This window comes from Shinella sp. GW835-FHT14H05 (genome assembly GCF_058793575.1).
In genome coordinates this window covers 1181897-1204145 of record NZ_JBXAFY010000001.1, presented here as the reverse complement: position 1 = coordinate 1204145, position 22249 = coordinate 1181897, and the positions used below count along the sequence as shown (strand labels likewise).

Below are 22249 nucleotides of genomic sequence, written 5' to 3'. Positions count from 1 at the left end.
GTCACGCAGCCGCATCGCGCAAAAGCACCTTCAGGCGCTTGCGGGCCTCGTGCACATGCCAGGAAATCGTCGTTTCGGCGCAGCCGAGCACATCTGCCGCGGCGGCATGGCTCAGTCCCTCGCCGTAGATCAGCAGCACGGCGTCGCGCTGCTTGTCGGGAAGCTGGCGCACGGCGTGCCATAGCTCCTCGCTGCCATCGTCGTCAGGCCGGCTGTCGAGCACCGCCTGCTCGCGCAGATAGGCGGCATCGCGCCATTCGGCCCGGCGGCGCTTGCGCATCTGGTCGCGCGCCGCATTCAGCGTCACCGTATAGAGCCAGGTGCCGAAGCGGCTGGCACCCTTGAAGCCGCGGATCGCGGCGGCGAGGCGTATGCACACCTCCTGCGCCACGTCCTCGGCATCCTGCCGGTCGCCGCACCATCGCCAGGCGACGGCATGGATGAAATCATAGCGGCCTTCGACAAGCGCGGCGAATGCCTGCCTGTCGCCCAAAGCCGCCTTTTCGACGAGTTCTGTTTCCACGGGTCCATCCCGATTCCGGTGCACTATCCTTTCAGACGTGCGTCAGGCGGCAATCCTTGGGTGGCGGCGCAAGATTTTTTCTCAACCCGGCAGATTTTTCACGACGGCGATGATCGTGCCCATCACGGCACGCCGATCGTGACGCCGGATTTCCGGGGAATAGAGGCTGGAAATGCTGCCGTCGAGGAATAGCGCATTCTGGCATTGCAGCCGATCGCGAAACAGCGTCGCGAAATCGTGGAAGCGCACGGGATCCTTCGAAATCGCAAAGGCAACGCGACCATCCGGCAGGATGCCGACGCCGTTGCGGATCTGGAAGCTCGTGCCGTCGGCCAGGAATTTCGGATGGATGTTTCCGTCCACCACCAGCATCGGCCCGGATTGCGTCGCCTCCTGCGGCGAAAGCCCGGCCTTTGCATAGGCTTCCGTCTCCATCACACCCGCCTTGCCCTCACCCACCCAGAACACGCCGTTCGGCTTCAGGAAGAAATTGCCGAAGGCATCGTCCCGGTTCAACGCGCCGGTCTCGCGGCCATGCTCAACCAATAGCCCGACCGGCCCGTAGTCCGGATGATACATGCCACCGTTCATGGCGAAACTCATGTGCTGCCGGTTGCGCAGCAGATGCGTGTTCAGCTGGTCATAACTCGCCCCGCCCTTGCCGAGCGTCGCCGCGCCGTAGAGGCGGATCGTCTCCGTGGCCGGATCGAAGGTGCAGACGGTGTAGCGGCCGGAAAGATGCTCGATCTCGGCGCATTTCGGCGGTTCGGCCATGGCGGTGCTCCGCAAGACGAAGGCGGCAAACAGGGTGGAGAGAAACAGAATTGCGCGCATGAACTCCTGGCTCGGATGGCAATGCGGCGAATTTAGCAGCGAACACTCAAAGCGACAGCGCCGCCATGTGGAAACGAAGCTGGGCATCATTGTAACGGTAGCCGGCGCCGACAGGACAGGCGGCGCGGGCGATACAGCCGGAGACCATGCATCCGCCCTGTCCTTGCCGTGAGCGCAGATGGCTGCGGCAGGCCGGCACGTCAAAGGCCTCCGGCCGCACGGCGCCGGCGGGACAGGTGGTGAGGCACGGCTTGTCAGGACAGTGGTTGCAGGGATGCGGAGCCCTTGACGCCAGCACATCCTCAACCGGCTCCGCAAAACCGAGGGCACCGCGATAGCCGTGCCAGAGACCGTAGACGGGGTGGATGAGGATACCGAGCGGCGAGGCCTTCAGGCCTTCCGCACGCATGGCCCATTGCTGGAAGGGTTGCCAAGGTGGATCGGAGGGAAACCAGGTGGTGGCGCCGGCCGATACGGCCACGGTTCGAAGAACCGCTTTCGACCAGGTGTCGAGCGGGTCGCTGCCGCCGCGGTCGGGCTGTTCCTCCCGCCAGCGCGAAAAAGCCGGCCAGATGGAACTGCCGATATTGCCGACGAGCACGACGCTGGCAGCGGGGCTGCCACCCGCCAGCACCGGCGCCGCCTCGCTTTCCCCGAAATTCACGACACCGCGCAAAAAAAGACCGTGCGGCGCAAGCGCCGCACGGATGGTGTCGAGATAGGGGCGACGCGCCCTCACCGGGTCACGTCCCCTTTAAGTTCATAATGCGGACGCCAGACCTCTTTTTGAATCATGTCGGCCACCCGCGTCGCTCCGCCTTGCTCCCTGGCGCGATCGGGACCCTTTCAGGTGAAGGCGTCCGGCATGGAGTTTTTGCGCTCGGCAACGTAGGCAAGCAACGCATCGTCGATCGCCGGGTCGAGATAGGGCGCCTCGTAGCTTTCCAGCCAGGTGCGGCACAGCGCGTTGGCCCTCTCCTCGATGCGCTTCTGGCCTTCGATTTCCCACTGCTCGAACGAATTGTTGTCGGCGAGCGGCGAGCGGTAGAAGGCGGTCTGGAAGTTGGCCTGGGTGTGGGCGCAGCCGAGATAGTGGCTGCCGGGGCCGACTTCGCGAATGGCATCGAGCGCCTGCGCGTTTTCGGAAAGGTCCACGCCCTCGGCCAGCTTCTGCATCATGCCGAGCTGGTCCTGGTCGATCATGAACTTCTCGTAGGACGAAACGAGGCCGCCTTCGAGCCAGCCGGCCGCATGCAGCACGAAGTTCGTGCCGGCAAGCAGCGTCATGTTGATGGTGTTCGCCGATTCATGCGCCGCCTGCGCATCCGGAACCTTGGAGCCGCAGAGCGAGCCACCGGTACGGAACGGAATCCCGAGACGGCGGGCGAGCTGGGCCGCACCGTAGGACACCAGCGACGGCTCCGGCGAACCGAAGGTCGGTGCGCCCGACTGCATGGAGATCGAGGCCGCGAACGTGCCGAACAGCACCGGCGCACCCTTGCGGATGAGCTGGGTGAAGGAGGCGCCGGCGAGAACTTCGGCAAGGATCTGCGTCAGCGTGCCGGCGACCGTGACCGGGCTCATGGCGCCCGACAGGATGAACGGCGAGACGACGCAGGCCTGGTTATGCCGGGCATAGACCTTCAGCGCGCCCACCATGGTCTCGTCGAAAACCATCGGCGAGTTGGCGTTGATGAGGTTCAGCGTCACGCAATTGTTCTCGACGAACTCGTCGCCGAAGACGAGCTTCGCCATGGCGATCGTGTCTTCCGCGCGTTCCGGTGCGGTGACCGAGCCCATGAACGGCTTGTCGGAATATTTGATGTGGCTGTAGACCATGTCGAGGTGACGCTTGTTCACCGGCACGTCCACCGGCTCGCAGACCGTACCGCCCGAGGAATGCATCGACGGCGCCAGATAGGCGAGCTTCACGAAGTTGCGGAAATCCTCGATCGTCGCATAACGGCGGTTGCCTTCGAGGTCGCGCACGAACGGAGGGCCGTAGACCGGCGCGAAGACGGTGGCCTTGCCGCCGATCTGGACATTGCGCTCGGGATTGCGGGCATGCCAGGTGAACTGCGACGGCGCGGTCTTCAGGAGCTCGCGGCAGAGGCCCTTGGGAAAATGCACGCGCTCGCCGCGCACGTCGGCGCCGGCTTCCTTCCACAGCGCCAGCGCTTCCGGGTCCTCGCGGAATTCGATGCCGATCTCTTCCAGCACGCGGTCGGCATTGTTCTCGATCAGCTGCAGGCCTTCTTCGTCGAGGACCTCGTATTCCTTGATCTTGCGGGTGATGTAGGGCAGCGACGGGCCTGGACCGCCGCCCGTGCGCGATGCACGCCGCGCGGCGGCACCACGTCCCTCACCACGCGAACGGCGGCCACCGCCTTCGCTTGCGCCCTCGGCTGCCACCTGCTGGATTTCCTCGCTCATGATCCGTCTTTCCTTGTTATCGCGGCGCATCGCGACGCCTCTTTTCCTATGCTAGCAAGCCGCCGGGGCGGGACGGTTCTCAATGCGCCAAGCCGTGGCGCACGCTGAATACCGGCTTGGCGCGGACTATAGCGGGAATGCCACGGCGATCGTAGCGCCATTCGCTTGTTTGCGCTGTCAATTCACGGCTTTGCGGGCTATGGATGGAACAAGAGTTCGGCGGGTCGCTTTTCACTGTATGCGACGTCGCTTTCAACATCGGGTTCGTGCAACAGGCAGGATATTTCTGTGTAACGGGCCTGCTGCGTGGCAAGCGCCAATGGAGACGAGGAAACACCATGGCTGACGACGATATCATTCTCGCCGACCTTTCCGACGAAGAGCTTGTGCAGCAGATGCACGACGACCTCTACGACGGCCTGAAGGAGGAAATCGAAGAGGGCACGAACATCCTGCTCGAACGCGGCTGGGCACCCTACGACATCCTCACCCAGGCGCTCGTCGAAGGCATGCGCATCGTCGGCGTCGACTTCCGCGACGGCATCCTGTTCGTGCCGGAAGTGCTGCTCTCCGCCAATGCGATGAAGGCCGGCATGTTCATCCTGCGTCCGCTTCTCGCCGCCACCGGCGCGCCGAAGCAGGGCAAGATGGTCATCGGCACCGTCAAGGGCGACATCCACGACATCGGCAAGAACCTCGTCGGCATGATGATGGAAGGGGCTGGCTTCGACGTCGTCGACCTCGGCATCAACAACCCGGTCGAAAACTACCTCGAAGCCATCGAGCGCGAGCAGCCGGACATCCTCGGCATGTCGGCGCTGCTGACGACCACGATGCCCTACATGAAGGTCGTCATCGACACGATGAAGGAAAAGGGCCTGCGCGACGACTACGTCGTTCTCGTCGGCGGCGCGCCGCTGAACGAGGAATTCGGCAAGGCCGTCGGTGCGGACGCCTATTGCCGCGACGCGGCCGTGGCGGTCGAAACGGCCAAGGAATTCATGAAGCGCAAGCACAACATGCTGGCTGGCGCCTGAAACCCGAATTGCGACGGCGCCGGTCTTGAATCGGCGCCATTCGCTCACGACGTTTAGTTTGCGGCGTTGTCGATGTCGTTGCCGGCGGCCTGCGTCGCATCCACGGCATTGGCCGTATCCCGTCCCATGCCGCGAATGGTGTTGCCGCAGGCGCTGAGTGCCAGGAGTGCGGCGAGAACGATGCTGATGCGGGTCAGGTGTGTCCCAGTCATGGTCGGAGTCCCTCTACATGGATGCGGTTGACATAGAACTTCAGCTCGGAAGTCCGAGCGATGAACGCACGAAAGCCGAAAAGGTTCGCGTCATCGCCTGCGGCGCCATCGCGCGCGAGGTTCTGGCCATCCGCGATGCCAACGGGCTCGACCATATTGACCTTCTCTGTCTGCCCGCCATCTGGCACGCCCATCCCGAAAAAATCGCTCCCGGCGTCGAAAAGGCCGTCGAGGAGGCGCGCGCGGCCGGTTTCGAGCGCGTCTTCGTCGGCTATGCCGATTGCGGCACCGGCGGCCTGCTCGACAAGGTCTGCGAGAGGCTCGGCGTCGAGCGCATCGCCGGTCCGCACTGTTATTCCTTCTTCGCGGGCAACGAGGCTTTCGCGGCGACGGAGGACGACGTCACCGCCTTCTTCCTCACGGATTTCCTCGCCCGCCAGTTCCGCGCCTTCGTCATCGAGCCGCTTGGGCTCGACCGCTATCCGCAACTGAAGGACATGTATTTCGGCAATTACACCAAGCTCGTCTATCTCTCGCAGGTCGAGGACGAAAGCTTGCAGAAGAAGGCGCAGGAGGCCGCCGACTACCTCGGCCTCGCCTACGAATACCGCTTCACCGGCTATGGCGACCTCGGCGCCGAGCTGCTGCGCGCCCGCTAACCAATCCTTAGCCCTGCCGTGTAAATCCGCTGCCGCAGTTACCGCTTCCTAAGCCCTCACGAGGATGATGCCGCCCAAATGAAGGCGGGGCTTGGACATGACGGAACGCGAAACACGGACGGAAACGGTGGCGATGCTCATCCAGCCCGGTCCCAACCCGGAAATCGTCGTCAATGCCGTGAAGGCCGCCTTCCCGAACCTCGTTGTGATCGAGGAACAGCCCGAATCGAAAAAGCTCTTCATCCGCCGGCGTGCGAAAAAGCTCGGCTGGATACAGGCGCTCGGCCAGCTCGCCACCATGATGGTCTCCAAATTCGGCAAGCGCTTCACCACCGCCCGCGCTCAGGAAATCATTGAAGAGTTCGGCGTAAGCACCGCCGCAGACTCGCGAATCCGCCGCATCATGGTGCCATCCGCCAACAGCCCGGAACTCTTGAAAGCCGTCGGCGACATCAGGCCGGCCGCATTGCTTCTCGTCAGCTGCCGCATGATGAAGGCGGAAACACTCTCCGCCATTTCCTGCCCCGTCCTCAATTTCCATGCCGGAATCAACCCGCAATATCGCGGCCTGCAGGGCGGCTACTGGTCACGCATCCAGTCCGACGAGGTGAATTTCGGGGCGACCGTGCACCTCGTCGATCCCGGCGTGGACACCGGCGACGTGCTCTACCAGCAGCGGAAGAAACCTTCCAAACGCGACACGATGCACACCTATCCGCTGCTCCAGACCGCGGCCTCCACGGGCATCGTCGTGCAGGCATTGCACGATGCTGTCACCGGCAACCTCAAGCCTTTGAAAATAGCGGCGCCCTCGCGGCAATGGTATCATCCGCCGATCTGGACCTGGCTCTGGAACGGCGTGACCCGCGGCATCTGGTAAAACCTCTGGACAGTCGAATCCGACGTCGTTTTTGAGCATGGGGCAGTCGTGGCGAAAGAAGCCCGCGACGCAGCCAGACCGCATTGTCAGCGCTAGAGCAATCCGGGAGAAACTGTGCGACGGTTTTCCGTCCGGAGTTGCGAAAAATATGAGGAAGAGCGTTTTCGCGACCCGAAGAAACGCTCTGGGAGAATTTCGACATGGCAGACCGCATCATCGTCTACTGGCGCGACATCCCCGCCCAGGTCATCATCAAGAAGGGCCGCGCGACGGCCAAGCGCGAACTGTCGCTGCGCTTCACCGAGGCGATCGACATGTGCGCCATGCGCACGGGTGCCGCCGAGACCGACGATTACCTCGCCGAATGGCGCAAGGCCGATCCGGTGCCCGTCTCCGACGACCTCGAAGCCGAAGCCGACAAGGCCGCGGCCGAATTCGAGGAAGCCTATGACCGTGAGCGCCTCGTCGCACTCGTCAAAGCCGGAGGCCGAGATAGTGGCTGATCCGAAACCGGGGGCTGATCCGAAACCCGGCAACGCCGCGCCCGCCAAGAAGGCCGCCACCGGCGCCTTCACGCCGGCCGGCGTGTCGCCGAGCCGCCGTGCACGGCGCAAATACACGGTCCGCCTGTGGGCCGTGCGCAATTCCCGCTTCCTGGAATGGTTCTACCACCGCTTCGCCGATCTCTTCCTGCTGCTGCACCCGGTGTGGAAACTCTTCGGCTACCAGCGCGTTGAGCGTCCGATCACCTTCGTCGAAAAGCATGTGAAGGGTTTCCTCTTCGACTGTCGCATGTGCGGCCAGTGCGCGCTGTCGTCCACGGGCATGTCCTGCCCGATGAACTGTCCCAAGCAGCTTCGCAACGGCCCCTGCGGCGGCGTTCGCGCCAATGGCAATTGCGAAGTGGAGCCGGATATGCCTTGCGTCTGGGTCCAGGCGTGGAAGGGCTCGCAGAACATGGTGAAGGGGAATGCCATCATGAACGTGCAGAAGCCGGTGAACCAGTCGCTGCGCGAGACCTCCTCGTGGCTGCGCGTCACCGCCGAAGCCGCCGCCGCCAAGGAAGCCGCTGCCGCAGCCGGAAAGGACGCCTGATCCATGGCGCATATCGACGAAAACCCGCTCGGCCCCCACCTGCCGCTCGATCCGCTGCCCGGCCACTCCTCCCTCGGCCGGCTGGAGCGCGTGCTGCGCCGCGGCGAGTTCGCGGTCACGACCGAACTCAACCCGCCCGACAGCGCCAACCCGGAAGACGTCTACGAACGCGCCGCGATCTTCGACGGCTGGGTGGACGGCATCAACGCGGTCGATGCGTCCGGCGCCAATTGCCACATGTCCTCCGTCGGCATCTGCGCGCTTTTGACCCGCATGGGCTATGCGCCGATCATGCAGATCGCCTGCCGCGACAAGAACCGCATCGCCATCCAGGGCGACGTCCTCGGCGGTGCCGCCATGGGCGTCACCAATATGATGTGCCTGACCGGCGACGGCGTGCAGGCCGGCGACCAGCCGGGTGCCAAACCCGTCTTCGACCTCGATTGCATGTCGCTGCTCGAAACCGTGCGCATCATGCGCGACAACGGAAAATTCCTGTCCGGCCGCAAGCTGACGACGCCGCCGAAGGTCTTCCTGGGTGCTGCGATCAACCCCTTCGCCCCGCCCTACGATTTCCGCCCCTACCGGCTTGGCAAGAAGATCGAGGCGGGCGCGCAGTTCGTCCAGAGCCAGTATTGCTTCGACGTGCCGATGTTCCGGGAATACATGAAGAAGGTGCGCGACCTCGGCCTGCACGAAAAGTGCTTCATCCTCGTCGGCGTCGGCCCGATGGCGTCAGCCAAGACCGCCAAGTGGATCCGCTCCAACGTGCCCGGCATCCACATTCCGGACTCCATCGTCGCGCGGCTCGAAGGCGCGCAGGACCAGAAGAAGGAAGGCAAGCAGCTTTGCATCGACATCATCAACGAGGTGAAGGAGATCGAGGGCGTTTCCGGCGTGCACGTCATGGCCTACCGGCAGGAAGAATATGTCGCAGAGATCGTGCATGATTCCGGCGTGCTGAAGGGCCGCCAGCCCTGGAAGCGCGAGCCGAACCCGGTCGACCAGATGGTGGCCGAGCGCATCGAGAGGACTCGCGAGGGCGTCGAACAGAACCAGCAGCAGATGGCGGAAATCGCCTCCCATCACCCCCATTGACCGCAGGCCGGTCGCCACCGGCCGGCACGCTTGTAACACGAAAAATCGCGCGCTAGACGTGGTCGAGCGCCCTGCCCCAGAGGATCCTATATGACACGCACCATCGTCGCCTCGGCCACCCGCGAAATCATCATCGGTTTCGACCAGCCCTTCTGCGTCATCGGCGAACGCATCAACCCGACCGGCCGCAAGAAGCTGGCCGCGGAAATGGCCGCCGGCAATTTCGAGACGGTCATCAAGGATGCGCTGGAACAGGTCGCCGCGGGCGCCACCATGCTCGATATCAATGCGGGCGTCACCTCCGTCAACCCGAACGAAACCGAGCCGGGCCTGCTGGTCCAGACGCTGGAGATCGTCCAGGGCCTCGTCGACATCCCGCTCGCGATCGACAGCTCCGTCACGGCCGCGATCGAGGCGGCATTGAAGGTCGCCAAGGGCCGCCCGCTGGTGAACTCCGTCACCGGCGAGGAAGAAAAGCTCGAAGCCATCCTGCCGCTCGTCAAGAAATACGACGTGCCGGTCGTCGCCATCTCGAACGACGAGACCGGCATCTCCATGGACCCGGACGTGCGCTTCGCCGTCGCCAAGAAGATCGTCGAGCGCGCCATGGATCACGGCATCAAGCCGCATGACATCGTCGTCGACCCGCTCGTCATGCCGATCGGCGCGCTGGGCGATGCCGGCCGCCAGGTCTTCCAGCTGCTCTATCGCCTGCGCAACGAACTGAAGGTCAACACGACCTGCGGCCTTTCCAACATCTCCTTCGGCCTGCCGCATCGCCACGGCATCAATGCCGGCTTCATCCCGATGGTCATCGGCGCCGGCATGACGTCGGCCATCATGAACCCCTGCCGCCCGCAGGAGATGGAAGCCGTGCGCGCCGCCAACGTGCTTAATGGCACCGACCCGAACTGCACCAACTGGATCATGACCTACCGCGACCACAAGCCGGCCGAAGGCGGCGCAGTGGCTGCCGCCGCTTCGGGCCCGGCCGCCGGTGGCCGCCGCGGCGGTCGTGCAGCCCGCGCCGGTGCCGGCGCGGTGCGTGAATAGGATGACGGGCGGGCGCCAGTTTCGTCGTGATGCCTTCAGCCTCTGGCTGGAGGCGCCGCTCGTCATCGCCATGCGCTGCCACGAGATGGGCTTTGCGGCACTGACGGGATCGACGCAGAACACCGCGGAAATGACCAAGATGGTCACCGAAAAGATGGCTGCCACGGCGGAGAGCGTCGTGGCGGCCAATTTTGCTGTTGCAAAGGCCATGATGACGGCCGCGTCGCCCTCCGCCACGGCCCGCGCCGTCTCCGAGGCCGCGATAAAACCCTATGGCAAGCGGGTGCGGCGCAACGTAAAGCGCCTTGCCGCCAAGAAACGCTGACGGGCATTTTTTGCCCACAGGAAAGTACGACTGATGCGCTACGAAGGTGAGACCGAGACCAACATGACCGAAGCTTCGGCAAAAGAACCGCTGGTCCTCTTCATGCCCTCGGGCAAACGCGGCCGTTTCCCGGTCGGCACGCCCGTGCTCGAAGCCGCGCGCAAACTCGGCGTCTATGTCGAGAGCGTGTGCGGCGGGCGGGCGACCTGCGGGCGCTGTCAGATCGAGGTGCAGGAAGGCAATTTCGCCAAGCACAAGATCGTCTCTTCGCTGGACCACATTTCCGAAAAAGGGCCGAAGGAAGAGCGCTACGAGAAGATCCGCGGCCTGCCGGAAGGCCGCCGCCTCTCCTGCTCCGCCCAGATCCTCGGCGATCTGGTCGTCGACGTGCCGCAGGACACGGTGATCAACGCGCAGGTCGTGCGCAAGGCCGCGTCGGACCGCGTTATCGAGCGCAATGCCGCCATCCAGCTTTGTTATGTCGAGGTCGACGAGCCCGACATGCACAAGCCGCTCGGCGATCTCGACCGCCTCAAGGTCATGCTCGAAAAGGACTGGGGCTGGAAGGATCTCCTGATCGCGCCGCACCTCATTCCGCAGGTCCAGTCTATCCTGCGCAAGGGCAACTGGGGCGTCACCGCCGCCATCCATCGCGACATGGATTCATCGCGCCCCTTTATCGTCGGCCTGTGGCCGGGCCTCAAGAACGAGGCCTACGGCGTCGCCTGCGACATCGGCTCGACGACCATAGCCATGCATCTCGTCTCGCTGCTGTCCGGCCGCATCGTCGCGTCCTCCGGCACGTCTAACCCGCAGATCCGCTTCGGCGAAGACCTGATGAGCCGCGTCTCCTACGTCATGATGAACCCGGATGGCCGGGAAGCCATGACCAAAGCCGTGCGCGAGGCTGTCAACGGGCTGATCGGCAAGGTCTGCGCCGAGGGCGAGGTCGACCGGCACGACATCCTCGACATGGTTTTTGTCGCCAACCCCATCATGCACCACCTGTTCCTCGGCATCGACCCGACGGAACTTGGCCAGGCGCCCTTCGCACTCGCCGTCTCGGGCGCCCTGCAATACTGGGCGCATGAGCTGGAGATCGACGTCAACCGCGGCGCCCGGCTCTACACGCTGCCCTGCATCGCCGGCCATGTTGGCGCGGATGCAGCGGGCGCGACGCTGGCCGAAGGCCCCTACCGGCAGGATCGCATGATGCTGCTCGTCGACGTCGGCACCAATGCGGAAATCGTGCTCGGCAACCGCCAGCGCGTCGTCGCCGCATCGTCGCCGACGGGGCCTGCCTTCGAAGGCGCCGAAATCTCCTCCGGCCAGCGCGCCGCCCCCGGCGCCATCGAGCGCGTGCGCATCGATCCGCTGACACTGGAGCCGAAATTCCGCGTCATCGGCGTGGAAAAATGGTCGGACGAAGAGGGTTTTGCGGAAGCCGCCGCGAGCGTCGGCGTCACCGGCATCTGCGGCTCGGCGATCATCGAGGTCGTGGCCGAAATGTATCTCTCCGGCCTGATCTCGGAAGACGGCGTGGTCGATGGCGCGATGGCGGAGCGCAGCCCGCGCATCCTCCAGAACGGCCGTACCTTCTCCTACCTGCTGCATGACGGCGAGCAGCGCATCACGGTGACGCAGAACGACATCCGCGCCATCCAGCTCGCCAAGTCCGCGCTTTATGCCGGCATCAAGCTGCTCATGGAAAAGCAGGGCGTCGACCATGTCGACACGATCCGCTTCGCCGGCGCCTTCGGCTCCTTTATCGATCCGAAATACGCCATGGTGCTCGGCCTCATTCCGGATTGCGACCTCAACGAGGTTAAGGCGGTCGGCAATGCCGCGGGCACCGGCGCGCTGATGGCGCTGCTCAACCGCGACCACCGCCGCGAGATCGAGCAGACCGTCAATCGCATCGAGAAGATCGAGACCGCGCTGGAGCCGAATTTCCAGCAGCTCTTCGTCAATGCCATGGCGCTGCCGAACAAGGTCGATCCCTTCCCAGAACTCGCCAAGGTCGTGACGCTGCCGGAGCGCAAAGCGCCTGCCGACGATGGCGGCGGCGACGGTGGCGGACGCCGCAGGCGGCGCAGCCGCGAGTAAGGGGCGGCCGCAGTTACCACACGGATAAACCACCTCCAAAAAATTCCGTTTTGTTTTCTGCGGTTTATCGGCATGGTGGGAGAATAGGATGGGGTCGTGGCGCGTTGATGGTGCAGCGATCCGCGCGCCCCTCTGCTCCCCTCCCGCTCAAGAAAGTCCCGCCATGCTTTTTGCCCGCCTTGCAGCGCTCACCCTGATGCTTCTTTCCACCAGCGGCCTGACGGCACGCGCCCAGGAGGACTATCCCTTCACCGGCGAATGGGAATGCGACGGCGCGCCCTTCGTCTTCACCTCGACGACCTACAGCATCGGCGACGACACCTATAACGTCCAGGAGGTACAGGAGGGAACGGACGGCTCCTACTCGCTCTTCCTGTCGGACGAGGTCTATATCTATCTGTCCGGCATCACGGCTGACACGCTCGACTTCTCCTCCTCTGAAAGCGACCGCACGCTTAGCTGCCGCCGCTACTGATATTGAAAGATATTTTGATGAACCGCGCCCGCATTCTCGCCCTCGCCCTTTCGTTCGCCATCACCTCACCCGCCCTTGCCGACACCTATGCGGCGATCAGCAAGACGGCGATGGCGATCACCGGCGACATCGAGTTCGACGACTTCGGCATCATCTTCGAAAACGGCAAGCAGATCGTGTTCGACGAGCTTGTCAGCGATACGTTCGTGGTGGGCGGAGGGACGGTGAATGGCTCGGTCTACAGCGTCTCCGAGCCGAAGGATCCGGTGCTGCTGAACGGCAACCGCCTGTGCGGCGAGCCCGTCACCTATGTCGCCTCCTGGGGCGACGCCGACACCACGACGGTGGCGGTCTTCTCGACGCAGGACGTGCCGCAGAGCGACGCGGACATGTGCGCGTCCTATACCTACGAATAACGGGCAAGGCCGGGCTCACGCCCGGCCCGCCAATCCTCAGCAGGCGACCTGCAGAATCTCCATCGGGCGGCGCTCGATGCGGGCGAAGGCGGCGCGGATATAGTCCGCCACGGCCAAAGCCGGCGTGTCGGCTTCCTCGTTGACGACGAGGCCGATAAGGTAATGGCCGAGGTCCGGCAGGCCGTCCTTCGGGCTGAGCGCCACCATGTCGTCACCGACGAGGAAGCGCGCCAGCGGGGCCACGGCAAGATCGGCGCGGATCGCCGCGCGCTGCCCCATATGGTGGGCGCAGAAATAGGCCACGCGGAAATCGCGGCCCGAACGGCTCAGTTCTTCGAGCGCCCGCTCGCGCCAGATGCAGCCCTCCTCCCAGACCGACACCGGCAGCGGGTTCTTCAGATGCGCGTTGCCGCAGCTTTTGCCGGCCCAGACGAGCTGTTCCTTCAGGAGGATTTCGCCGGGGATCGGGATCGTGCCGTCGGTGGCGTTGAAAATCGCGAGGTCGAGCCGGCGCTCGGCGACGGCCCGGCGCAGGCGGCCGCTCGTCTCGATCGACACATTGACCGCGATCGACGGATAGGTCTCGGCAAAACGCTTCAACACTTCCGGCAGGATGAGCTCGCCCACATCGTCAGGCGCGCCCAGCCGCACGACGCCGTTCATCTCCGGCATCATGAAGCGCGACACCGCCTCGTTGCTGAGCGCGATCAGCCGGCGCGCATAGGACAGCAGCACCTCGCCGTGATGCGTCAGCACGACCGAGCGCGCATCGCGCCGGAACAGCGAGCAGCCGAGCAGTTCTTCCAGCTTCTTGATCTGCATGGAGACGGCGGACGGCGTGCGATGCACTGTCTCGGCGGCGGTGGTGAAGTTGCCGGTCTCGGCGATCGCCACGAAGGTCTTGAGAATATCGAGCTCCAAGAGGGGGAGCGTCTGGCGCATCAGCAGGTTCATGCTTGCCTCCATGGATCAGAATTTCTGAAGCATAACGTCACTTCATTTCGTTTGATTGAAAACCGAGACGGGCGGATAGTCAACCTATCAGAACGGAGAACAGAAGGAAAAACGCCATGAAAACGCAGAAATCGTACGCTGACGGCGCCGATCTCGCCGTTCGTGCCCGCGGAAACGGATTCTACTATGCAATACGGCGCTTCGTAGGCGACGCCATCGAAGCCCGCCGCCGGCGCAACGTTGCACGCCACACGGCCGACGAACTCGCCCAGCTGCCGGACTACCTGCAGCAGGACATCAACTGGCCCGGCATCATCAAACATGAAGAACGCTGATCTATCCAATCAAATATATTCGTTTGATTGATGCATAAGGTTGCGACATAGTCACGATCAAGGTCGCGACCTTTCGAAACCTCCCAAGCTCGAAAGGAACCCTGAAATGGCACTTGCATTGGAACATCGCCCGGTACGGCGCGCCTCTGGCGCCCATCACGCCGGCAGCCTGTCTTATACCCTACGCCACATCGCCGAACGGATCGTCTCCGCCTGGGAGCGTCACCGCGCCGAACGCGAACTGGAAAGCATGCCTTACGACCTGCGCAAGGACATCGGCTTCCGTTCGAAGAACACGCGATGATGAATGACTGTTGCGGCGCACCGCCGAAAGAAGACGACGCCAAAAACCGCCGGAGCTGACCTTCAAAAGTCTCTCCGGCGGTTTTCATTTATGCCCGGATGATCGGCACCACAGGTGCCGCGGTCTCCGGCAGGATGCCCGCCAGCCGCGGATCGTCGAAGACCTCGACCTGCCGCTTCACCGGCTTGAAGCCCGAGCGGATGTAGAAATTCAGCGCCTGCGGCGAATCGAGCGTGCAGGTGTGCACCCAGAAGCGCTGCAACGCCTCCCGCGACCAGGCGCGCGCGATCGCCCGGTTCATCAGCCAGCGGCCCGTGCCCCCGCCGATCGTCGTCGGCGTCAGGCCGAAGAAGGCGAGCTCGCAGACCCCCTCCTCGCGAAAATCGAGTTCCAGCAGCCCCTCGGCCCGGCCCTCTTTCATCACGCCGTAGACCTCGACATCGGGATGATGAAGAACCGCCGCGAGATCGGCATCCGCCATGGCGAGGCGTGAGGCCCAGAGCCATTCCGTGCCGATGCGGGCATAGAGGTCGCGATACCAAGCCAGATCGGGCGTCGCCATGCGGTCAAGCGTGATGCCGGGCTGCTCGGGATCGTCGCGCCGCGCCGGCGGCGCCCGCATTTCGAGGCAGGTCACCACGGCGGCAAGTTTTCCCGCCGGTACATCCGAATATCCGTCTGGCAGCATCGATTATTCCCTCGCAAATCCGCAATCGTATGTGGCCGGAGCGCGCCCGCTTGTCAAACCGGAACGGCCGGATTTCATGCAGCAAAAACCGCCTGTCGCAATCGGACAATGCTTTCGGCCGGGTCGCAAATGTGCAAGTGCGAAGGAAATGTCATAATTCCGCCGGAAGGCACTGACATTCCAGTGATGCGCGGCCTGTTTCAGTCGTAACCATCCTTTTCAGTGTCGCAAAAATGCTAGCATCGCCGCCACTCTCCCTGCGACCATTGCGACATTCCGCCCCCAGCATGGACACTCCGATGAACAAGCAGAACGTCAAGAAGCGCTCCCTCGTTTTCTTCCTCGTGCCCAACTTCTCCATGCTGCCCTTCTCGGCGGCAATCGAGACGCTCCGCATCGCCAACCGCATGCTCGGTTACGAGGCCTATACCTGGCGCCTCTCCTCGACGGACGGCCAGCAGGTGCTCTCCTCCAGCGGCATCGGCATCGAGGTGAATTCCTCGCTTGCCGACGAGCGCAAATATCTCGGCGGCGAGAACCGCCCGTCCATGGTGCTGGTCTGTTCCGGCATCTATGTCGAGGATTTTTCCAACAAGTCGGTCAATGCCTGGCTGCGCGAAGTCTATAACCGCGGCATCGCGGTTGGCTCGCTCTGTACCGGCGCCCATGTGCTCGCCCAGGCCGGCCTGCTCTCGGGAAAACGCTGCGCCATCCACTGGGAGAACCTGCCCGGCTTCGCCGAAGCCTTCCCGCAGGCCGACGTCTATGCCGATCTCTACGAAATCGACAGCAACATCTATACCTGCGCCGGCGGCACCGCCTCGCTCGACATGATGCTGAACCTGATCGACCAGGATTTCGGCGAAAACCTCGTCAACCGCGTCTGCGAACAGGCGCTGACCGACCGCGTGCGCGGCCCGCATGACCGCCAGCGCCTGCCGCTGCGCGCCCGCCTCGGCGTTCAGAACGCAAAGGTGCTGTCGATCATCGAGCTTATGGAAGGCAACCTCTCCGAGCCGCTGTCGCTCTTGGAGATCGCCGATGGCGCCGACCTCTCGCGCCGCCAGATCGAACGGCTGTTCCGCCAGGAAATGGGCCGCTCGCCCGCCCGCTACTATCTCGAAATCCGGCTCGACCGGGCGCGCCACCTGCTCGTCCAGTCTTCCATGCCCGTCGTGGAAGTGGCCGTCGCCTGCGGCTTCGTCTCCGCCTCGCACTTTTCCAAGTGCTACCGCGAACTCTACAACCGCTCGCCCCAGCAGGAGCGCGCCGAGCGCAAGCTGACGCTCTCGGCCATCGCGCGCTGATCAAACTTCAGGAAATGAAAGTCCCCGTCCCTGTGGCGGGGATTTTTTTAGCTCGCGAGCGCGCTCATCAGCGAAAGCTCGGAGAAGACCCGGTTCCGGCCGGCATGTTTGGCCATGTAGAGGAACTGGTCGGCGGCATTCAGGTAATTGTCGAAGGTTTCCCGGCCGGCAATGACCGCAAGGCCGACGGAGACCGTGACGGTCAGCGCCTCGCCGTCCGCATCGATCGGCTGGGCGGCCAGTTCGCTGCGCAGCCGCTCGCAATAGTCGAGTGCCTCATCCAGCGAGAGACCGTTGAAGATGATGCCGAATTCCTCGCCACCGAGGCGCGCGAGCAGGTGCTTGTCGTTGACCCGGTGCTTCAGCCGCCGGGAGATCGCCTTCAGCACGACGTCGCCGACCTCGTGGCCGTAGGTATCGTTCAGGCGCTTGAAATGGTCGATATCGAGAATGGCGATCGACATGGGATCGCCACGGCGCACCGCCTGGTCGACAAGCCGCGGGCCGGCCTCGAAAAAGTAGCGGCGGTTGTAGATATCGGTGAGATAATCCCGCGCCGCGATACGGTGCAGCGACTGCACGCGCTTCTGGATCGCCGCGACGTGGAAGATTCGGCTGTTGAACTCCTCGACGAGGAAGGGCTTCTGGATATATTCGTCGCCGCCGGCGCGCAGGAAACGGGCCGCGACCATGCGGTCTTCCGAGGTCGAAAGGCCGACGACGCGCACGGCATCGTCGCCGTGGCGCTGACGAATTTCTTCGAGCAGCGCAAAGCCGTCCATGTCGGCAAGGGCCAGATCGCAGACCACCATGTCTATGCCGCCATGCGCATCCAGCGCGTCGAGAGCGGCGGCGCCGCTTTCGACAGCGATGATCTGGAAGCGCTGCTTGGCGATCAGGCTCACCTGGCGCTGCAGGCTCTCCGGGTCCGAATCGACGACAAGCACCTGGGTCTTGCCGCTCGTGAGAATCCGGTCGACGGCGAGCACGAGCTGTTGGATCGCCGCCGGATTGTCCTTGACGACATAGTCGAGCACGTTCTTGGCAAGGATCTGGTCGCGGGTGGCATCGCTGAAGGAGCCGGTGAAGACCAGAGGCGCGATGCCCTTGGAGATCACATAATCGAGCGCCTCGCAGTTCGGCGCATCCGGCAGGTTGAGGTCGAGAACGGCAAGCGCGAATTCCGCCGCGTCGGACTGGAAGATCGCCCGGACCGCCGCCATGCTGGAACAATGGGTGACGATAAGGCCGAGTTCCTTCTCCAGCCGATACTTGAGGGCGGTGGAGAACATGCGAGAGTCTTCCACGAGCAAAACCTGCTGGCCGGAGTGGCGCAGAAATGCAGGCCCTCGTTGCGGATTTGAATCCACTCCCACGTCTTCCAGTACCCTCGATGATGTTCCCGTCTGGCACGCATTACAAACCACCGGTTTTACCAAGTGGTTAATCCGCCGAGAAATATCTCACGTTACGTAAGGGACATATCCGGGTGGATCGTGAAAATCGCTGAAAAGTCAGGCAGAAAGCCGTCGCTGCGCCGTCCTGATCTGGGTCAGCGTATCGAGGTTCTGGTTAACGCGGCAGTAGAATTCCTCATCGATGAAGGGCCGCATGATGAAGTCGTTGCCACCCGCCTTGAGGAAGCGCGCCGAGAGCAGCCGGTCCGTAGAGGACGAGACGCCGATGATGCGCAACTGGTGCGATCCCACGGTGCCGCGAATGCGCCGCGTCAGCTCGAAACCGTCGATATCAGGCATGTTGTAGTCGGTGATCATCAGCGCGATATCGGGGTTGGCCTTGAGGAGTTCCAGCGCGCTCCTGCCGTTCTCCGCAACGCTGACGCGGAAATTGTAGCGCTTGAGGCGGGTCGTGAGCAAAGCGCGCGCCGTCGCGCTGTCATCGACGATCAGGACATGGTGCTGGTGGTTGGTCAAAAAGCGGCAGACCGATTCCGCCAGCATGTCGACCGCGAAGATGTTGTCCTTCAGGATATAGTCGACGATTTCTTTGGAGAGCAGCTGGTCGCGCGTCGTCTGCTGGAAGGTTCCGGTGAAGACGATCGTCGGAATACTGAGGTCGACAAGATAGTTCAACGCCTCGCCATTCTCGGCGCCCGGCAGGTTGATGTTGGAAATCGCCAGCGTGATCTTGTCGCTGGACTTGTCATAGGCAAGTTCCAGCTCCTCGAAACTCCGGCAGATCTCGACATTGAGGTCGAAAAGCTCTTTCAGCCGCTTCGAAATCATGGAGGTGAAGACATTCGAGTCCTCGGCAACAAGAATACGGTGATGCGAGAGAGACGCGCCGGAATACTGCATTCCGGAAATGCCGATAAACGCCATGATCTGCCTTCGTTGAAAAGATGTTTCCCCAGCTTAATGGGTAACGGCAACCCTTTGCGAAAGCGTTAAATTTAGAAGGCATGAAAACGCGGTAGGCGCGTGCAAAGAACAACGGCGCGGTTGTTCTTCCGCGCCGTTACAAATCCTCACCAGAAACTTACTTGACCGAAGCAGCGCCGCCCTGGATTTCGACTTCCTCGCTGCCGTTGAGCGCGATGCGGTCGCCGTTCGGCAGGGTGACGAAACAGCCGGAGGGGCAGATCGTCTCGGTGGAACCGGGCTCCAGCGCGACCTCCATGCGGCTGCCGTCCTCGACGATGACGAGAACCTGGGTATCGCCGTCCTTGTTGGTGACGGAGGCAGCCATGGCCGGGGCGGACATCGCGACCGACACCAGCAGCATCATGATCATTCGCTTCATCTTCGCCCGGCGCCTGAGCGCCGCCCCTCTTGCAAGCCCTGAGGAACACTATCGTTCCTCGATCGGATTTGCATCACGTTTTATGCGGGGACGGCTGAATGGAGCGTGAATGCGGCGTTCATGTGCCGCAAATCAGGCGGCAGGGTCGGCTTCGGGCGCCCCGTCGGCCGACTTGCGCCGCCGGCTGGTGGTCGGCGGGCGCAGTTTTTCCGTCGCCTGGTCGAGAAGCGCGGAGATGAGCTCCGCCCCTTCCGGCGAAATCTTCACCGGCACTTCCGGCGCCGCCGGCCCGCCAATGGCGATCTCGTCTTGGCGGAACCGTTCGAGGATGGCGGCTCGGAGTTCCGATTTCACGGTCGTGCCGTTCAGAATATCGGCGAGGAAGGCGCGGATCTCGAAATCCAGCGACGAGGCCGAGAAGGCCAGGAAGACGACCATCGGCTCGGGATTGCGCAAGAGGCCCTGCTGCCCGCGCACGACCTCGACCAGCATCTCCTGCACCTGGCGCGGATCGTTGCTGCCGTGCACGCTGATCGCCAGGTCGACGCGGCCGAGCTTGTTTCGGTGCGTCCAGTTGCCGACCTGGCCGTTGATCAGCAGGGAATTCGGCACGATCACCGTCTGGCGCTGGAAGGTCTCGATCTCGGTGGCGCGCACGGAGATGCGGCGCACGAAGCCTTCCGTCGTGCCCGCCACCACCCAGTCGCCCACCTTGAAGGGCCGCTCGGCGAGCAGGATGAGGCCAGAGACGAAGTTCGACACGATGTTCTGCAGGCCGAAACCGATACCGAGCGAGAGGGCACCGGCGACGAGCGCGAGGCTGGAAAGGTTGATGCCCGCCGCGGATATGCCGACGAGGCCGGCAAGCGCCACGCCTGCATAGCCCACCGCCGTGCGCACGGAATTGCGCACCCCCGCATCCACTTGGCTGCGCGCCAGCACGTTGCCGTCCACCCATTTCTGGAACCAGCGCGTGATGACGAGGCCGGCGGCAAAGAGCAGGATGCCCGCGAGGATGCCGACCAGCGAAATGGTGATGCTGCCGATGCGGATCTCGGTGAAGATGCGGTAGGCCCAGGATTCGATATCGGCGACCTGGAAACCCCATTGCAGCAGGATCAGCGGCACGAAGCAGACGAAGATCAAGAGATAGACGCCGAGCCCCGCCGCAAGCCCGACCTGGTCGAGCGCGACCTGGCCGAGACCGAAACGCTCCTCCAGCCGCTTGCCGACCGTGGTTTCCGCAAAGGCGTTGGGTGCCGAGACGGCGCGGCCGGAGAGGAAGCCGATATACATGGTCACCACGACGGCGCCAGTGACGACGATCTGCGTGGCGATGAAGCGCGCCATGCCGACATAACCGAGCAGCGACGCGAAGACGAGGCCGAGCCCCGTCAGCACCAGCAGGATGAACACCGAGCGCGGCCAGGGACGCCCTTGCGTATCCGGCTTTTCGCCCTGGCGCAGCACCGGCTTGATGAAGGCGGTGACGACGAGCAGCGCGCCGATGATGATCGAGGCGATGAAGCTCTTCACCACCGTCAGCACCACCGGCGAGCCCAGCACTTCACTGATCGTGCCGAGGAAATAGTCGCCGCCGTTGATGATCGACATGCCGAAGATCAGCAGCCACAGAAGCTGCGCACCGCGATCGGACACCCGCACCAGCCGCCAATGCCCGTCGACCGGCGACAGGACCGCATTGGCCAATTGCGCGACGAAATAGATCGCCACCATCACGCCGAGTGCGACCGTGACGATCGGCGCGATATCGGCGCGCAGCACGTTGAATGTGTCGAGGAAGAAATAGCTGGCGCCCGCAAAGGCCGCCGCCGCCATGGTGGGCAGGATGGTCGACCAGAAGGCGACGGACAGGCGCGTGATATAATGCGGCTTCGCCTCCTGGACGCCACGCGTGATGAACGGCGCGAAGAGGCGGTAGCTGCCCATGTGAAGCACGAGGGCCGCCAGCAGCGACAGGCCGACTGCGCCCAGAAGCTGCATGCGCTTGAACTTCCAGACGAATTGCAGCCAGGCAGCCACCGTGCGGTTCAGCGCCTGCGTCTCTTCGACAAGCGCGCCAGAGGCCTCGGTGAAGAGCTCCGTGTTGATCTCGGTCCGTTTCAGGATGGCATCGCTGAAGAGCCGGCGGCGGATTTCCGTGATGCGATTGGAAAGCTTCGTCGCCTCGATCGAGAGGTTTTCCGCCTCGCCCGTCAGCGCGTTGATCTCGTTGCGCTCCGTGGCAAGCTTCTTGCGTTCCTCGACGACGACGGCGGCCTCGGCCGGCGCACCGTCCGCCGGTGGGTCGCCGAGCTCGGTCTGGCGCGCCTTGATGGCCTCCAGCCGCGGCCGTGTCGCGACCGAAATGGACAGGATCGTCCGGTTCAGCGCCTCCGCCTCGACCTTCAGATCGACGAGGCGCGCATCGTCGTCCTTGTCGCGCTCCACGCGCTCGCGGATGGCATTGAGCTGGCCGCTCGCGCGGTCGAGGTCACTGTTGGCCTGTTCGAGCTGGGTGACGTCGGCTGTGGCCGGCACGGCCGCCGTCTGCGCCCGGACGGGCGGAGCCGCGACGAGAAGAAGGACCAGAAGGACGGGCAGAAGGCGGAAGATCGGCAACAGGCCATCCTCGTTGAACAGAGACAGACGACGACGCATCGCAAACATGCGATTCCGCACCCCTTCTAGCCATGAATGCGGCCATTTTAAACCGGCATCGCCGCCCGGCTAGAGCATTTCCAGCCGAAGC

At 63.5% G+C, this 22249-nt stretch carries 25 protein-coding genes; 14 read left to right on the top strand and 11 right to left on the bottom strand.

From position 1 onward, the window contains the following. Nucleotide 1: 1 nt before the first annotated feature. The 4 genes from AC1Q6Z_RS05920 to AC1Q6Z_RS05905 form a co-directional block, all read right to left on the bottom strand. The gene (locus AC1Q6Z_RS05920) at nucleotides 2-523 is read right to left on the bottom strand and encodes an RNA polymerase sigma factor (protein WP_439627666.1); all 522 of its coding nucleotides are present in this window, start codon (nucleotides 521-523) and stop codon (nucleotides 2-4) included. Between the two features lie 81 nt (nucleotides 524-604). Beyond that, nucleotides 605-1357: a phosphodiester glycosidase family protein gene (locus AC1Q6Z_RS05915; RefSeq protein ID WP_492647036.1), complete on the bottom strand. Its 753-nt coding sequence runs from the start codon at nucleotides 1355-1357 to the stop codon at nucleotides 605-607. A 46-nt stretch (nucleotides 1358-1403) separates the two neighbouring features. Beyond that, a complete protein-coding gene (locus AC1Q6Z_RS05910) occupies nucleotides 1404-2096 on the bottom strand; it encodes a ferredoxin (protein ID WP_492647035.1) in 693 nt (230 codons plus the stop codon). A gap of 107 nt (nucleotides 2097-2203) precedes the next feature. Beyond that, entirely contained in the window at nucleotides 2204-3790 is a 1587-nt protein-coding gene (locus AC1Q6Z_RS05905) for a trimethylamine methyltransferase family protein (protein ID WP_439618973.1), read from the bottom strand. 338 nt (nucleotides 3791-4128) lie between these two features. On the opposite strand from AC1Q6Z_RS05905, the gene AC1Q6Z_RS05900 reads away from it, so the two are divergent. Then, a complete protein-coding gene (locus AC1Q6Z_RS05900) occupies nucleotides 4129-4827 on the top strand; it encodes a corrinoid protein (RefSeq protein ID WP_256115463.1) in 699 nt (232 codons plus the stop codon). Between the two features lie 53 nt (nucleotides 4828-4880). On the opposite strand, the gene AC1Q6Z_RS05895 is transcribed toward AC1Q6Z_RS05900, so the two are convergent. Further along, nucleotides 4881-5039 carry an entericidin domain-containing protein gene (locus AC1Q6Z_RS05895; RefSeq protein WP_256115462.1) on the bottom strand — a complete coding sequence of 53 codons (159 nt, stop codon included), beginning with the start codon at nucleotides 5037-5039 and terminating at the stop codon, nucleotides 4881-4883. 17 nt (nucleotides 5040-5056) lie between these two features. Here AC1Q6Z_RS05895 and AC1Q6Z_RS05890 point away from each other — a divergent pair, with 17 nt between their 5' ends. The 10 genes from AC1Q6Z_RS05890 to AC1Q6Z_RS05845 all read left to right on the top strand — a co-directional run bounded on the left by AC1Q6Z_RS05890 (nucleotide 5057) and on the right by AC1Q6Z_RS05845 (nucleotide 13146). After that, nucleotides 5057-5698, top strand: a complete 642-nt coding sequence (locus AC1Q6Z_RS05890) for a DUF1638 domain-containing protein (protein ID WP_492647034.1) — start codon at nucleotides 5057-5059, stop codon at nucleotides 5696-5698. A gap of 97 nt (nucleotides 5699-5795) precedes the next feature. Next, nucleotides 5796-6578: a formyl transferase gene (locus AC1Q6Z_RS05885; protein WP_492647033.1), complete on the top strand. Its 783-nt coding sequence runs from the start codon at nucleotides 5796-5798 to the stop codon at nucleotides 6576-6578. A gap of 200 nt (nucleotides 6579-6778) precedes the next feature. Next, entirely contained in the window at nucleotides 6779-7081 is a 303-nt protein-coding gene (locus tag AC1Q6Z_RS05880) for a virulence factor (protein WP_492647032.1), read from the top strand. Then, a complete protein-coding gene (locus tag AC1Q6Z_RS05875) occupies nucleotides 7074-7673 on the top strand; it encodes a methylenetetrahydrofolate reductase C-terminal domain-containing protein (protein WP_256115458.1) in 600 nt (199 codons plus the stop codon). Before AC1Q6Z_RS05880 ends, AC1Q6Z_RS05875 begins: the two co-directional genes overlap by 8 nt. 3 nt (nucleotides 7674-7676) lie before the next feature. Next, entirely contained in the window at nucleotides 7677-8771 is a 1095-nt protein-coding gene (locus tag AC1Q6Z_RS05870; RefSeq protein ID WP_256115457.1) for a methylenetetrahydrofolate reductase, read from the top strand. A gap of 90 nt (nucleotides 8772-8861) precedes the next feature. After that, nucleotides 8862-9824, top strand: coding sequence for a methyltetrahydrofolate cobalamin methyltransferase (locus tag AC1Q6Z_RS05865; protein WP_435266988.1), 963 nt, complete (start codon nucleotides 8862-8864; stop codon nucleotides 9822-9824). Nucleotide 9825: 1 nt separating this feature from the next. Beyond that, entirely contained in the window at nucleotides 9826-10149 is a 324-nt protein-coding gene (locus AC1Q6Z_RS05860) for a hypothetical protein (RefSeq protein ID WP_492647257.1), read from the top strand. A gap of 33 nt (nucleotides 10150-10182) precedes the next feature. Further along, entirely contained in the window at nucleotides 10183-12255 is a 2073-nt protein-coding gene (locus tag AC1Q6Z_RS05855; protein WP_492647031.1) for an ASKHA domain-containing protein, read from the top strand. A gap of 163 nt (nucleotides 12256-12418) precedes the next feature. Beyond that, the gene (locus AC1Q6Z_RS05850; RefSeq protein ID WP_439618977.1) at nucleotides 12419-12730 is read left to right on the top strand and encodes a hypothetical protein; all 312 of its coding nucleotides are present in this window, start codon (nucleotides 12419-12421) and stop codon (nucleotides 12728-12730) included. A 17-nt stretch (nucleotides 12731-12747) separates the two neighbouring features. Then, entirely contained in the window at nucleotides 12748-13146 is a 399-nt protein-coding gene (locus AC1Q6Z_RS05845) for a hypothetical protein (RefSeq protein WP_492647030.1), read from the top strand. Between the two features lie 36 nt (nucleotides 13147-13182). Here the strand turns inward: AC1Q6Z_RS05845 and AC1Q6Z_RS05840 are convergent, their stop codons facing one another. Beyond that, nucleotides 13183-14100 (bottom strand): LysR family transcriptional regulator, encoded by a 918-nt coding sequence (locus AC1Q6Z_RS05840; protein WP_256115450.1) that lies wholly within the window; start codon nucleotides 14098-14100, stop codon nucleotides 13183-13185. A 116-nt stretch (nucleotides 14101-14216) separates the two neighbouring features. Between AC1Q6Z_RS05840 and AC1Q6Z_RS05835 the strand changes: the two genes are divergently transcribed. Then, the gene (locus tag AC1Q6Z_RS05835) at nucleotides 14217-14435 is read left to right on the top strand and encodes a hypothetical protein (RefSeq protein ID WP_256115449.1); all 219 of its coding nucleotides are present in this window, start codon (nucleotides 14217-14219) and stop codon (nucleotides 14433-14435) included. 106 nt (nucleotides 14436-14541) lie between these two features. After that, nucleotides 14542-14739 carry a hypothetical protein gene (locus AC1Q6Z_RS05830; RefSeq protein ID WP_256115448.1) on the top strand — a complete coding sequence of 66 codons (198 nt, stop codon included), beginning with the start codon at nucleotides 14542-14544 and terminating at the stop codon, nucleotides 14737-14739. An 88-nt stretch (nucleotides 14740-14827) separates the two neighbouring features. On the opposite strand, the gene AC1Q6Z_RS05825 is transcribed toward AC1Q6Z_RS05830, so the two are convergent. After that, nucleotides 14828-15427 carry a GNAT family N-acetyltransferase gene (locus AC1Q6Z_RS05825; protein ID WP_492647029.1) on the bottom strand — a complete coding sequence of 200 codons (600 nt, stop codon included), beginning with the start codon at nucleotides 15425-15427 and terminating at the stop codon, nucleotides 14828-14830. A gap of 299 nt (nucleotides 15428-15726) precedes the next feature. Here AC1Q6Z_RS05825 and AC1Q6Z_RS05820 point away from each other — a divergent pair, with 299 nt between their 5' ends. Beyond that, entirely contained in the window at nucleotides 15727-16734 is a 1008-nt protein-coding gene (locus AC1Q6Z_RS05820; protein ID WP_256115445.1) for a GlxA family transcriptional regulator, read from the top strand. Between the two features lie 47 nt (nucleotides 16735-16781). Here AC1Q6Z_RS05820 and AC1Q6Z_RS05815 read toward each other — a convergent pair whose 3' ends face one another. From AC1Q6Z_RS05815 to AC1Q6Z_RS05800, 4 genes are all read right to left on the bottom strand, one after another. Continuing rightward, nucleotides 16782-18026, bottom strand: coding sequence for a GGDEF domain-containing response regulator (locus AC1Q6Z_RS05815; protein ID WP_439618982.1), 1245 nt, complete (start codon nucleotides 18024-18026; stop codon nucleotides 16782-16784). Between the two features lie 222 nt (nucleotides 18027-18248). Next, nucleotides 18249-19076 (bottom strand): response regulator, encoded by an 828-nt coding sequence (locus AC1Q6Z_RS05810; protein ID WP_256115443.1) that lies wholly within the window; start codon nucleotides 19074-19076, stop codon nucleotides 18249-18251. Between the two features lie 157 nt (nucleotides 19077-19233). After that, nucleotides 19234-19497: a hypothetical protein gene (locus AC1Q6Z_RS05805; RefSeq protein WP_492647028.1), complete on the bottom strand. Its 264-nt coding sequence runs from the start codon at nucleotides 19495-19497 to the stop codon at nucleotides 19234-19236. A gap of 132 nt (nucleotides 19498-19629) precedes the next feature. Then, the gene (locus AC1Q6Z_RS05800) at nucleotides 19630-22158 is read right to left on the bottom strand and encodes a mechanosensitive ion channel family protein (protein ID WP_492647256.1); all 2529 of its coding nucleotides are present in this window, start codon (nucleotides 22156-22158) and stop codon (nucleotides 19630-19632) included. Nucleotides 22159-22249 lie beyond the last annotated feature (91 nt).